At 54.5% G+C, this 15,027-nt stretch carries 5 protein-coding genes and 1 pseudogene; 3 read left to right on the forward strand and 3 right to left on the reverse strand.

Features of this window, described 5'->3' with window-relative positions:
* Positions 1–178: 178 nt before the first annotated feature.
* From QTO30_RS18665 to QTO30_RS18675, 3 genes and pseudogenes are all read right to left on the reverse strand, one after another.
* Complete coding sequence (locus tag QTO30_RS18665; protein ID WP_340425544.1) at positions 179–1,264, reverse strand: Hint domain-containing protein; 1,086 nt, start codon at positions 1,262–1,264, stop codon at positions 179–181.
* A 289-nt stretch (positions 1,265–1,553) separates the two neighbouring features.
* Positions 1,554–2,445 (reverse strand): annotated as a pseudogene (locus QTO30_RS18670) (diguanylate cyclase).
* Positions 2,446–2,611: 166 nt separating this feature from the next.
* Complete coding sequence (locus QTO30_RS18675; protein ID WP_340425546.1) at positions 2,612–2,773, reverse strand: hypothetical protein; 162 nt, start codon at positions 2,771–2,773, stop codon at positions 2,612–2,614.
* Between the two features lie 488 nt (positions 2,774–3,261).
* Between QTO30_RS18675 and QTO30_RS18680 the strand changes: the two genes are divergently transcribed.
* From QTO30_RS18680 to QTO30_RS18690, 3 genes are all read left to right on the forward strand, one after another.
* The gene (locus QTO30_RS18680; protein WP_340425547.1) at positions 3,262–3,753 is read left to right on the forward strand and encodes a cold shock domain-containing protein; all 492 of its coding nucleotides are present in this window, start codon (positions 3,262–3,264) and stop codon (positions 3,751–3,753) included.
* A gap of 180 nt (positions 3,754–3,933) precedes the next feature.
* Positions 3,934–12,483 (forward strand): DUF7507 domain-containing protein, encoded by an 8,550-nt coding sequence (locus QTO30_RS18685; protein ID WP_340425548.1) that lies wholly within the window; start codon positions 3,934–3,936, stop codon positions 12,481–12,483.
* 13 nt (positions 12,484–12,496) lie between these two features.
* A complete protein-coding gene (locus QTO30_RS18690; protein ID WP_340425549.1) occupies positions 12,497–15,013 on the forward strand; it encodes a hypothetical protein in 2,517 nt (838 codons plus the stop codon).
* Positions 15,014–15,027 lie beyond the last annotated feature (14 nt).

Raw genomic sequence — 15,027 nt, forward strand, 5'->3', positions numbered from 1 at the left:
CGCGCGCTTAGACAATAGAAGTCGCTGCAATAGCATCTTTTCATACGCCGCGGTGCGGTGCCAAACGCGGCCATTCATGGAAGTCGCAGATGTATTGGGCCTAGTATCTACAGGTTGCCGGACGAGCTGACGTCCGGTGAAGCGTTGCGGGGGTCTACTTTTTGCACCAAATGGATGCTCATGATACCGCAAATTCCTCTTTGCGGAGAAGTCTTCTGGCTCTTCCAGCACCGACACATGGTCGTGCAGCTTTGGGTATTTCTGATGACAGTTCCGGAAAGATTTCACGTAGCTCATTTTGGCAATCGCGATCAAGGCTACTTGTTGCCATGGGACCGGGATAGAGGCTTTCAGTCATGGCACCCTCAGAGACTATGATTTCGTGCTGGTCGAAAACCAGATGGAAGTACGTCACTCTTCGACATCCTGTCTTCTGACGTATCCCTGGCAATCGCGTGAGAGCTTTCGCTGGCACGAGCCATTCTCCTATTCCAAAAGCTTGACGTGTGGCCAGATTTGCTAACAGAATACGGTGCTGTGGCGATACGCAAAGCGTGCGTAGCGGCAAGCCACCGCCCAGACTGCATGGTTTGATCTCTATTGGTTTGAGATCTTCGTTCCACTCAGGAAAACTGATCTCGCGATCAACTATCATCCTTATAGGTTGGGGCCCACGATCAACGGTGGTGACGAGATCTCCAACGCTTAGAGATCTGACGGGGGCTTCGCCCTTTGGTGTTGTGATATGCGTGTTAGCAACAAAACACACGACCTGGGCTGTGCCTGGAGACGTTGTAGCAAAGACCGGTGTGTCGGGGTTAGGCTGATTGAACTGTATCGAGAAACCGAAATCTCCAGCCAAATTGGTGGAGGTCGCCCCTGCCGCCGCCCCATTTGTTGCTTCGATTTCGGTGGTTCCACCGCCGATGTCGTAGAAGTTTACGACGACGTTTGTTGGACCGCTGACATCCGTTAGCGCGACCGCTTCGTTGTTGCTGCCTCCCCCGTTTGGGTCGGTTAACAAGAAGCCATATGTTGCACCGGAGATAACGTAAATCGTTTCGCCAGAGGCTGGATCAAAACTTGTGGTAATTCCCGGATCAGTGAGAGGGATATCAATATTGACCGATCCGTTTTGATTGTACGTTGAAACGAAGAAATCTGCAGAATCCTCGCCCGGCGAAAGCGCAACCTCGAAGAACTCGCCAACGCCAGTACTGCTCGCGTGGGCATTTGAGTAGTGTATCTCGCTGATACGCGCCATTCTGGGCAGCCTCCCCAAACTGTACCCCGGCCATGCTGGCTACAACTTAGCCTATATCAAACATGACTTCATGCAAGCTAAGGTAATGCAGGGCGTCACCCATATATGCATATCGCTGCATGCATTGATTTTTGGGCTCCGTAGAGACCGCGGGATCTCGCTTCTCGCCGAGCTAGAAGCGCCGAACCAGAATCTCGATCTCGGAGCATATCAGCTTTGTCCGCGTACCACCCCGCAGACAATAGGAACGAAATCGCTGCTTAAAAGCTTTGGATGGCAGCCACTCGGTTCAGCAAGCTTTGGCCATTAGGCGATTACGACCACTACGCTTGGCATCGTAAAGGGATTCATCCGCTTGCCTTAAAATGCAGCTTCCTTCACATGTCGTCGCCGACACACCTGCCAAACCAATGCTCGCCGTAACGCGGATTTGTTTCCCCCCTTATCGAAAATGTGCAGGCCTCAATGGTATCAAGCAAACGCTGGCACGCCACTTTGGCCCGTCCGATATCTGTTTCAGGAAAGATAGCTGCGAATTCCTCACCCCCAAGGCGCCCAACCAGATCGATCGTACGAAGCTCAGTCATGAGCATAGCGGCAATCGCCAGCAGGACCCGATCACCAGCATCATGGCCGTGGACGTCGTTGACTGCCTTGAAATGATCGATGTCGATCATCGCGACGGCTAGCTGGTGCTTAAAGCGTGTGGCGCGTGCATACTCAACTTCAAGTCTTCGCAGGAATGTTCGACGGTTTGGCAATGCAGTTAAAGGATCGGTCTCTGCCTCTTTTCGCAGAAGGTCATATGCCGTTGTCAGTTCTCTGATACTGACAATGTCGATCACTTCGGTGTCTTCAACTACAGGAACGTGTCTGATCGAGTGTGCACCCATCAGCTGCAGTAAATGCCCAACTTCATCATCGGGACTGCAAGTGATGACGTCCCGCGTCATAACTGTCTCAACGCATATATTCGCCAATCTGTCGTCAGGGTTTGCAGCAACTGGCAAAAGATCTCTCTCGGAGACGATGCCTACCATCCTGTCGCCTCGCTCAAAGACAACAAGCGCCCCGATCTTGAGATCGATCAGCTTTGTCGCGGCGTCCTGTAGTGTGGCCGATGGTAAGATGCCTTCAACCTTCTTCTTAGGCTTTTCCGCAAGTAGCTCTTTGATCTTCATGTTCGGTCCCGACGGTTTCGCGGTACCTCAAAATGCCAATGGTAGGTGAAGAACTGATAAACAACTCCCAATCGCCTTGGTGAGTGACGTAAGAAATGCTCTTGCTCAAATGCTAAACGTCAGGACCCGACGCGAACGCGTCGTTGCATCCAATGGATGGAACACGTCAATCCATAACGTGCGGAACGGGATGACGTTTCACTTCAGATGTTAATAGCATCTTTGATGCAGGGTCTTTCAGCGAGGAGTTGTCAAACATCGCATCGCTATTGCTATGCATCTTGTACCGCTCCTGGATATTCACGCCCGCAATCGTCTCTTTGGTCATTCTAATGATCCGTTCACTCAAAAGATCGGCGTTTTATTCTCAATACTCCGGTTGCATTGACCGCTGCTCCCACTTCGGCTAGCTCCAGCAGACTGGATCACCAGTTAGATAGTCTAGCTTAAGTTCTGAGGACGTAACTCTGGCCCACTCTGCATCTAACGCGTGCGTGCTCCGTTAACAATCTATTAAGGATTGTGACATTTTCAGGCTTTAAATTGGGCGCATTTGTGTTGTTACTTTCGGTTTCTTGAAGAATTGGCAACGCATTCAGCAAGATGGCGTTGTTTGCATCAATCGCGAACAGCAAAGAAAAACAGCCAAATTTACCATACACGGTCAAATTGTAGTCAGTTTTTAAACTCATCTTCCATTGCTGAAAAGACATGTCCTTTAGGGCAAATCCAAGCGAACCGCGGTCGCCCGTTTGACAGATGTTGAAACGTAAAGCCGCTCGGAAAAGAACCAAGATTTAAAGAGTGATAAGGACAATGATGAGATCTGGATTATACGACGAAAAACGAGTCTGCCTCATAAAAGGCAATGTGAAGTGGTTTGCTCCGAGCAAAGGTTATGGCTTTGTGGAGAGTGTAGAGACAGCCGACGACATCCTTCTACAAAAATACACGCTCACAGAGTTTGGCCAGAGCTCGGTTGCAGAGGGAAGTCGTATCGAAGCATTTGTTAGCAAAGGGCCACGCGGGCTGCGAGTTGTCGAAGTGATTGCACTTGACGCTGTGCAAAACGCACCTCAATCGTCCGCTAGACGATGCTCGGAACCTGATAATCGCGAGTACCGGCCAGTACGGGTCAAATGGTATGACGACACCAGATACTATGGTTTTGTAAACCTCTTTGGTGATGCGACGGACTACTTCGTCCGCAACAATCAGCTCCGCGATGCCGGCAGATTTGTCATCTCGAGCCGGGAGAGGCAATTGGCGTTATTGCATCTAGTGCGCCACATCGCCCAGCGATTTTAGCCGTTCAGAATTGGAGTTAGGCGCTTCTGATAGAGGCACCAACGATGCCTATTAAGGCGTTATCCGTTCTACAGCAAACCGCGCAATTGAAACCTGTTTCTTAGGTGCGAACTCCGGCCTGAAGCGAGCAAACAAAACGAATGTCGACGTCGACAAAGTTGGAATTTTGGAAAGAGTATTATGCCCCAAAGCACAAAATCCTGGTATCAAGTGATAGCGAAACTCCTCTTTCTCGCTGTCGCATCTATCCAATTAGCGTCCACGGCGGCGGAAGCCCAGTCACCAACGAGTACGGGGATCTTTGCTTTTGACGTGCAGCGTGGTGACACCGGAGGTGTTATCGGGACACTGAACACGGTTGGTGATGACCTCTGTCCAACCGCCGCGGTAAACGGTTGCGACTTTTCAAGAGCCGACGATCTGGTCCGCACAAATGATGGGGTGGCTTACGAGTTCGCCGTTAGCGTTGACCCGAATGGTGACGAAATCGCCATCCGGGCGGTCCTGGAACCAGGCCTGGTTTGGGATCAACTCCCTGGCACTTGCCTGAGCGGGACGTCTGCAATCACCGGTTCGGGCACTTTAGCCGATCCTTCAACAGTCTCTTGTGATTTGGGGTTGCGTGGCAACAACGGTGGTTTCAGTTCAGTAATCACCTTTGTTGCGGGTGCGATGAGCGATGCACTGAATGGAACAACGTCGGGCCTCGCATCTGCGGAGCTTTCTGCAACGACGCTGGGCGCGCCGCTTGTGGACGACATCTCAGACGTTGATGATGTCGAGATAACAGCAAAGCCCCACTACAACTTGAGAAAAGAAGTCCGAAATGCTGCGCCCGCAACATATAGCGGGGTCAGCGGTTACAGTATCAATTACTTTTTCTTTGTCGAAACCTTGCGCGCGAACACAAATGGAAACGCAAGCGACGACCCTGATCCTTACTTTGGTAATGAGATTGTCGTTGGGGATATTTCCTTCTTAGAAGATGCAAGCTCAGTATCACCCAATGCGATTGTTACCGCATGTAGTAACATTCAAGTGGGGCAGACTCTTTTGCCCGTGTTCAGTCCAGCAAATGCTGAGAGCAGCGTCATTAACGCGGGTACGGTTTCCTGCACGGGGCTGGATACAAATAATGCCGCTGTCACAATTACTGGCGCAGATCTTTCGCTCAGCCATTTCCCGACGGAAACATCGAATGGAACGGCTATTTCCGCAGATAATCGGATCGCAAGTTTTGGGCAGCTGACCGTATTTTTTCCGCTGACGGATATCTCTGCCGCTGGAGGCTCGCTCGGCACTGTAAACGTGCTCGAAAACTTCTCGCCAACAAGCGCGTCTGGTCAAGCGAACTTTAATGGTGCGCCCCAAGACGCCAATGGCGGCGAAAACGATGCTGACAACACAGTCGCATTCACGGTTGAGGAAGGTAGCGGGCTATTCAATCACTTTTATAGATGTGCGGCACCGTTTGGCGATCAGGGCGACTGCAGCGCCCCGACTGACCCACCGACAACTGCTACGTCGCGGGGATCTGGCGATGGGCCCGTTTTACCGGGTGAGGTGTTTTCAACGCAGACGAGCTTTACGAACAACTCATTTTCGTCAATCGCCAATGGCAGTGTCTGCGCGGTATTCGACAGCCGCTACTACGCGCCTTTCGCGGATGCAAACACGGGTTCTGACCCAGCCCGGTGCACCAATTGTGGTGGTGAAACGGAAGGTGTCGACTACTTTGTCGAATACGGTGTTGGGTATATCTCGACAGCATTTCTCGATGCGTCCCCGACGCCCAACAGCGCGATTCCCGCAGAATGTACAGCTGCAACAGGTTGGTTCGGCACTCTTTCAGACGCTGAAGCCGCAGGGGCGGTCACAAAAGTACGATTGCGCAAAGTGAATCCGCTGGAGTCTGGCGACAGCGCTGTCCTTCAGGTGCAGCTTCGCGCGTATGAGGCATCTGCGCTGACCGGTGTGGATATCGGCACGCTATTTAAGACCTGGGGCACATTCTCCTCAGATCTTGGGAGCCGGAACTGTCGCTATGTCCCAGGCGAATGGGATACCATCAATCACAATCGCCGGGCGTGTGGGGACCGGTTGTTCTTTACCAATGCACTGGCGCGGATTGACAAACAGACCTTGCCCTCGGACAGCGTCAACACGGTCGATGCGGGACAACAGATATCCTATGCACTCAACCCGACCTTTACGGCGCCTGGTGCAATTCAGGATACGGTCACGATCGTGGATCAACTCCCTGCTGGTGTCACTTACATCGAAGGCACATCGGTACAAGGCAGTACAAACCTTGCACCAACGGTAACTGGCACATCGGTGACCGGCCAAATTCTCACGTGGGATTTGGGAACACTCACGACAAATGTGCCGATTGAATCCATTAGCTTTGATATCGATGTCCCACTGACGACCGCGAACAATACGCAACTCGACAATGTCGCGCGTATCGATGCGGCAATTGATGCCAGTTCTGCGGAGCAGCGGAGCGATCTTCGGCGTGTGACAGTAAACTCGCCCGACGCCATGTTGATCACCAAACGTGTTGCTCAGGATAGCATCGATCCAGAGGAGAGCATTGACTACACGCTGGAATACTTCAACGCGACGCAGAACCCGTTCAACGAGATCGACATCATTGATGTGCTACCCTTTGTGGGCGACGGACGGGGGTCAAATTTCACAGGTGATATTGCGTACACGTCGGCCACGCCGCAATCCACTAGCGCCGTCATGTACTTCACTAAAGATGGGTCCTCCGCCGTTGACGGAGATCCGACAGATGCATCTAACAGCCTGACGACGGGCAGCACCAATTGGTGCCAGGGTACGGCCGGATTTGCCGTCAACCCAACCGCGACACCAGCCGCCGGAGGATCTTCGAGCCTCTGCCCAGCGGATGGAACAGAGGTCACAGCCATTCGCCTGATCGATACAGAGCAGCTTGGCGTTCTTGGTCTACGTTCCATCGACTTTAGAATTGCCACCACGGGTAACGAAGGCGGCGACATTTACCGAAACGCTGCACGCGGGATAGCAGATACACTGAGCCTCCCGGCTTCGACACCAGTGGTTCAAACGGTGGTGAACGAAACACCGGTCATCATGGCTGCTAAGGAAAACGCCGATGTGACCGGCAATGTCGTGACCTTCAATTATCGGATCGAAAACCCAACAGCCGATTTTCCACTGACGAACGTGCAGTTGACAGACAATCTCGACAGCTTGTTTGGCGCTGGAAACTACGGGATTGAGACAGCACCAACACTGCAGACCGCAGATGTCAGCGGCGGGGTTTCCGTTAACCCTGATTTCTCCGGAACTGGTGCGGAGACGGGTCTCATTGAACCCACGAGCACGCTAGCACCGGGTGAATTTGCGATTGTACAGGTAGCAGTGCGCGTCACCACCGTCACCGATCAAGGATTTGGCACCGGCAATTATCAAAACAATGCGACCGCCGCAGGCACGTCCTTCGGCGACATGGTCAGCGATCTGTCAAACAACGGTGTCGACCCGGATGAGAATGATGACGGCGACGGATCGGACGCGGACGAGAACACACCGACACCGGTTGTTTTGGATGCCGATGCACCCAGCATCAACGTCATTATGACCGGCGACACATCCGGATTTAACTCACCAAATGAACCTGGCGATACCGTGAATTACACGATTACGGTGCAAAACACGGGCGATGTCGCGCTAACGTCAGTATCCTTCTTTGATGCCTCGCTGACAAATGCCGATGGCGCAACACTGATGCTAACCGAAGCGGTTGATTTTGTCATCTCGAGCGGCGGGTCTGCCGAAGGGACACTACAACCCAGGGAGACCGCCAGATACACGGCGAGCTATGACGTTACCTTCGCCGATATCGTCAGTCAGGAAATCGAACATACGATCTCTGCGCGGGGCACCGCACCCGATGGGGTGACGCAAGTCTCTGATGTTTCGGATGACACCGATGATAGTGAAGATGTTGACCCAGATAACGATGGCAACCCTGATGACCCGGTAACGACTCCATTGCTTGGCGCGCCAGGCATCAATGTTGTGATGACCGGGGATACATCCGCCTTCAACACACCAAATGAGGCAGGCGATACAATCGACTACACTATCATTGTTGAAAACACCGGGGCTGTTCCTTTGACTACTGTTACCCTGGTCGACCAGACATTGGACAACGCTGACGGCGTAACACTCATGCTCACCGAGGATGTCGACTTTGCCATCTCGAGCAGCGGGTCTGCCGAAGGGACACTACAACCCAGGGAGACCGCCAGATACACGGCGAGCTATGACGTTACCTTCGCCGATATCGTCAGTCAGGAAATCGAACATACGATCTCTGCGCGGGGCACCGCACCCGATGGGGTGACGCAAGTCTCTGATGTTTCGGATGACACCGATGATAGTGAAGATGTTGACCCAGATAACGATGGCAACCCTGATGACCCGGTAACGACTCCATTGCTTGGCGCGCCAGGCATCAATGTTGTGATGACCGGGGATACAGATGACTTTGCTAACCCCGTTCAGGCTGGTGACACAATCAGGTATGCGATTGCGGTCGAAAACACCGGTGCTTTACCCCTCAGCAACATCACATTCTTTGATCAGATCTTGGAAAACGCGGACGGAACCGCGCTAATGTTGACCCAAGCACCTGACTTCGTCCCCGCTGATGGTGGCTCCCCTGAGGGCACGCTCAATGCAGGCGAAACCGCCACTTATCAGGCAAGCTATGAGGTTACGCTTGATGACATTCTGAGCGAAGAGATCGAGCATACGATCTCGGCTCGTGGTACGGCGCCCGATGGTACAACGCAGGTCGCCGATATCTCCGACGACAGTGATGATACCGAAAATGTTGATCTTAACGCGGATAGCAATCCTGACGATCCGGTCACTACACAGCTTGCAGCGACGCCCGCGATCGAGGTGACCAAGGCGAGTGATACAAATGGCCTGACGACGCCACCGCTCCCAACACAAGAGATTGTCTACATCATTACTGTACAGAACATCGGGAATCTACCGCTCTCAGGGGTTGCCCTGACCGACACGCTTACAAATGACGACAGCAACGTGTCTGACCTAAGCGGCGATGTAGCCTATCTGCGTTCAAATGGGCCTTCTTCAGAAGGCACATTGCAACCTTTGGAAACGGCAACTTACACGCTCACTTATGCCATAACCGCTGGCGATATCGATAGCGGTGCAGTCGACAATAGCGTTCTTGCGATGGGGACCGATACACGCAATGTCGAAGTCAGCGATATCTCTGATGATCCAAACTCTCCGATTTCGACAACTGATGATCCAACCCGCACGGCATTTACGCAGGAACCCGGCATCGACATTGTCCAGACAGGTGATGCAGTCGCGATTTCTGATCCGACGGTTGTCGGCGAAGTGATCGTTTATGACATCACCGTCCAAAACACCGGGAATGTCACACTGACCGATGTGACATTGACTAATATTGTAACGAATGCGGCAGGCGGCAGTAGCGACATTTCAGCGGATATTGAGTTCCAAGGCGCCGATCAGGGCTCCTCCGAAGGGACTTTGGAGTTTGGTGAGACCGCAACCTATCAAGTCACTTATGCTGTTTCGCAGCCAGATATTGACAGCGGTGAAGTCATCAATGTTTCGACAGTAGTGGGTCTTGCGCCAGATGGAGCGTCAGTCACCGAGATCTCGGACGACCTTGATGACCTGACCAACGTCGATCCGGACGGCAATGGGAACCCGGACGATCCAACTATTACGCCCCTTTTCGTTGCGCCACAGGTGACACTGGTTCTTGCGGCGGACGAGGTCCAGGACACCAATGGGAGCGGCATCTTCGGTGACGCAGGGGATACCGCAAACTACGTCTTCACAGCCGAAAACACCGGCAATACAGCGCTTGCGGATGTGGTGATCTCAGATACCGGACTACCAGGTGGCATCCTCTCACCGGCACCAGCCTTCGACGGTGATCTAGCGATCGCGGAGGGGCCCGTCGCAGTTGCGAGCATGAGCTACGTTATCACGCCAACCGATGTAGCCACTGGTGAGCTGCAAGCATCTGCGACGGTCACTTCGACAGCCGTGGCGAGCCTTTTGGACGGCAGCCCTGACCCGGACACCGCACTTATCGGCTTGGATCCTGTGACCGACCTTTCCGACACAGGAAGCGATCCGGACATTGGTGATGCGGGATCGCTGCAAGACGTGGGCACTCCAGGTACGACTGATAGCGATGGGGTCGCTGGCAATGATGCGGACGAGCCAACAGTGGTGCTGCTGCCGGAACAGATGCCGACGATTACGCTGATCAATTCGATCATTGACTTCGCAGATACCAACGGGGACCTCGTCGTCGGGACAGCCGGAGATGTGATCACCTATGAGTATCGCGCGATAAACACGGGCAACGTCGCACTGGCCAACCTCACCGTGTCCGATCCTTTGACGGACACAGATCTGGCCCCAATGGTGCCGCAAGGTCTTTTGCCGGGTGAAGAGGCTGCTTTCACGGCAGAATACGTTGTCGACGATGATGATGTCGCGGTGCTTCGCGTCGTTAGTTCCGCCACGGTTTCCGGGACAGCCGTAGCCACAACACTGAGTGCGGCCGGTGTTCCAGAACCCGATACAGATGCGCCTTTGTTGAGTGGTGTTGGCGTTTCGTTCGGACCCATTTCAGATATCTCCGACACCGGAACGGAACCAGCACCAGACGCCGAGGGTCGTGTTGTGATCGTGCCTGACCCTGCTGGGACCGACACAAATGGTATCGCAGGCGATGATCGTGATGAGCCGACAGAAGTGTTGCTGCCATTCTTGGCTTCGAACCTTTCACTTTCCGGCACCGTGTTTCTGGATAACGGTGACGGTGTACTCGGAGCACAAGATGATCGATCCGCAGGGGACGGGTACGTTGTACAGCTCATAAATGGTGACGGCAGCGTTGTCGATGAGACTATCGCCGATGGCAGCGGATTCTATGAGTTTGCGGGGTTCCCGAGTGGAGAGTACTCGGTGCTCTTTCTCACTCCCGAACGCGTTGGGGTCGGTATGTCAGCCCCTGTCATCATCGACGCAAGCAACGCCGATGTAACGGACGTCAATCAGCCGATTGATCCGCAAGGTACGGTGTATAACTCTGCAACTGGCGATCCTGTTGCGGGCGTTACGCTAGAGATGGTCGATGGGACAGGTTCAGCATTCCCGACGGCATGCTTCCTGTCGGGCCAACAACCACAAACGACGGCGGCTGATGGCTTTTATGCCTTCGATGTTGTCCCTGGTGGCGACGCGGCTGCCTGCCCAGCTGCTGGCGAAACGACGTATCAGATTAGTATCGTAGCCGTGCCTGCCGATTTCCTCCTTGAGGTCTCGTCGGTCATTCCCGCCCAAGATGGGGCATTGCAGGGCACGACCTGCACGGCTCCGAACGGTGCCAACCGCGATGCTGTACCAGGAGGCAGCTGTCAGCTTTCGGCATCAGATCAACCACCTAATCCACTCGCCGCAACACCCTACTTCCTCAGTTTTGCGCTGGAGGCTGGCGATCCTGATGTCGTCAACAACCACATTCCTATCGATCCTGTTTCTACCACATTGTCACCGTCAGACCTTGATATCTTCGTTACGAAAGTCGTGCGCGGTGGCCGGGACGCTTTCCTGGTTGGCGAGGTCGTCCCGTACGAGATTACGATTCAAAACAACGGTACCGACAGTGTTGCACCTGTTTTGGTCCGCGATCAGCTGCCAGCAGGTCTGGTTTATCTGCCCGGCTCTGGCCGTGTCGACGGAGTGTCAGTTGAACCGGATGTGGCAGGACAGTCGCTGACATTTACCAATATCAATCTGGTATCGGGCGCGACCTTGTCGGTGACGCTCTCGGCGCGGATGACCGGAGATACAGGTTACGGCGATCTGGTCAATACTGCCGATGTACGTGATCCGACGAATGAAGCAGTGATTTCGAATACCGGAACGGCGACGGTCCGGCGCACTCTAGAGGCTGTCTTTGACTGCTCTGACGTGATCGGCAAAGTGTTTGATGACCGAAATATGGATGGCCATCAAGGCGCCTTCGGGCGTTTGCCAAGCAACACGCTCAGCTCCAGAGGGCCAATCACGGCATTCGATGGCGCGCTTGACAAACTTAGCGATACCATCGTGGAGCAGGACCCTTTTGGCGAACCCGGTCTGCCTAATGTGCGCCTGCTCACGCCGACCGGAACTATCATCACAACTGATGAATTTGGCCGGTTCAGCGTCCCATGCGCCGAACTGCCAGCCGCGATCGGATCAAACTTTGCCCTGAAACTGGATGAGCGTTCATTGCCCACCGGTTACCGCGTCACAACAGAGAACCCGTTGGTGATGCGCCTCACACGCGGCATTTTTGCGGAGATGAACTTTGGCGCCGCCCTCGGACGGGTTGTCGACATCGACCTGACAAATGCGGCGTTCGTTGGTGGCTCTGCACAGCCTGTCGAGCAGTTGTCGCAAGGGATCGACGGGCTGTTGAGGCAAATCGTCAATACCCCGTCAGTGATCCGACTTTCCTATTTTGCCAATGGCGAAAGCCAGCAAACGACGCAAGCGCGCCTGGATGCGGTGGAGGCGCTGATCCGCGGGCAATGGGCGGATGGGGGGCAGTACCGCCTGATCATCGAACGCACAACGAAACAGATGCAGTGAGGAGGGCGAGACAATGAACAAGCAAGCCATGACTTCGAAAATCGCCATTCTTCTCGGTGCAACAGCACTGTCGCTTCCCACGTTCGGCCTGGCGCAAGAGGATGATTGTGCCACTCTAGACGACGGCCAGCTGCGGGCCGGTTGCGCGCAGCTAAATGCTGGGGTGGTGATGACGGGACCCGTCCCGCCCAATACCGAGGACCGGGTTGCGCCGAGTGTCAACAATTCGGGGTTCTCATTGTCTATTGACGGTGTTGCTGTGAATGCGGACCCACGGATCACCAACCAGATCCGCCGGACAGATATCGCGCTCGCGCAGGCGAATGTACAAGTGAGTTTTGACGAGCTGAACCCGATTGCAAGATTGAACGTAGAAACCGTTGGCGCCCCGCGTGCCTATCGTGCAGGGGATAGGCTGGTTCTGAAGAGCGAAATGAACTACCCGGCCCTCGTCACTCGCGGCGAGATGCGGATAATTGATCGCGGCGCGGCTGGTGGGCCACGCCTACTGGGCGTTGTCCCAATCGCGCTGAACGGTACGGCCGCTGTGACGGTGCCGGACGGTCAGGATATCGTGATCGTTCACCGCGTGATTGACAGCCGCGGTCGCTATGATGAAACCGAGCCACTTCCTATCAGTCGCCCCGATGATCGTGGTCTAACGGCGAGCATTGAAGAAGGTGTTGATTTCACCGCCGTCCGCAACATCCCGATCCGGGGTGGGGCCGTGACCGTGGCTGCGACACAGGTCTCTCCCGATGCCATCATGTCGACCCTTGGGGAACGGGTTCGCCCGGACCGCGAGGGCAAGCTGGTAATCCAGCGCATTTTGCCTGCTGGTGCATACGGTATCGATGTGGCGATCACTGGGGCTGGCACACGCGCCGTGGAGCTGACCCGTGATATCGATATACCACGCGCGGATTGGTTCTTGTTTGGCCTGGCCGATGTGACAATCGGTCGTTTCGAAGATGGGCAGTCGGGTGAAACTGAAATACGAAAAACGGGCCGTCTGCGCTACTACGTTGATGGTCAAACCGATGGCGGCGTTCAGATCACCTCATCGCTGGACACCGGCGAAGATGAGTTGGATCAGCTTTTCCGGCGCCTTGATGAGAAAGACCCGCGCTCAGTTCTAGGGAGGCTTGACACCGAAGACACCTTTCCGACCTTCGGTGATGACAGCAGCAGCACCGATAACACACCGACATCCGGCAAGATTTACCTGCGTGTCGAACGTGACGACGATTTCTTTGTCTGGGGGGATTATCGGGCAGCGCTGACGGGATCCACCTATCTGCGCAACGAACGCACGCTCTATGGGGCGCAGGCTGAATACAACGCACCTGCCAGCACAGAAGAGGGCGAGCCGCGTGCTTCGATCTCGCTCTATGCGGCACAACCCGACCAACTCGTAGGCCGCGAGGTCTTCCGTGGCACGGGCGGGTCCGTCTACTTTCTGCGGCGTCAGGATATCACGGTTGGGACAGAAACACTGACGGTCGAGTTGCGCGACAGCGATACCGGTCGCGTCGTTGAACGACAGAGCTTAGTGGCCGGACGCGACTATACGATCAACTATGTGCAAGGATACATCACGCTCACAACGCCGCTGAGCAGCGGTGGCAACACCAACCTCATCCAGACAAACCCCGGCGGCGATTTGAACGCCAATCTCATCGCGCAATATGAATATACACCAACGGCTTTGGATGTGGACGGCTATGCGTATGGCGGTCGTGTTGAAGGCTGGGTCACTGATGATGTTCGGGTCGGTATCACAGGGCAGAGCGACACCACCGGTACCACGGATCAAACCGCCGTAGGGGTCGATCTACGCTATCATTTCGGCGACAATAGCTTTGTACAACTGGATTACGCCGAAACGGATGGCCCAGGCTTTGATGTGTCATTCTCGACCGATGGTGGCCTGTTCATTGATGAACAGGCAGCAACCGCGGGTACGGGGCGCGCCGCGCGCATCAAAGGTCAGGCCGACCTTGCCGATCTCGACTTTGGCCGCACAGGCGTCATCTCTGGTTACTACGAGGATCGCACCGCCGGTTTCAACACACTGGATTACGCTGTCACAGAGGATGAAATCCTCTACGGTGCGCGTGTCGTTGTGGAAGCGGATGAGCGGCTGGGCTGGACGATCTATGGTGACCGAAGAGACTCCGATGATGGCACCCAAAAGACGGAAATCGGGGCCGAGGTAAACGGGCGCCTCAGCGAAAGCGTCAGTCTAGCATTTGCGGCTGAAACGCTTGATCAGACGACACCTGAGGCAAGCGGACAACGCATCACTGTCGGAGCAGAGCTTGACTATGCCGCCTCTGATACCCTGTCATATCAATTATTTGGGCAAAGCACCGTCGATAATTCCGGCCTTGGTGAATATAATCGCATTGGTATTGGGGCAGAGCGCAAGTTCACCAATGGATGGGCCATAACGGCAGAGCTGTCAGAGGGCACGGGTGGTATCGGCGGGCGCATCCTGGCCGAGCGCAGTCGCGACAATAATGCTTAAGCGCCTACTTTGGC

The organism is Yoonia sp. GPGPB17 (assembly GCF_037892195.1).
In the GTDB taxonomy this organism is placed as follows: domain Bacteria; phylum Pseudomonadota; class Alphaproteobacteria; order Rhodobacterales; family Rhodobacteraceae; genus Yoonia.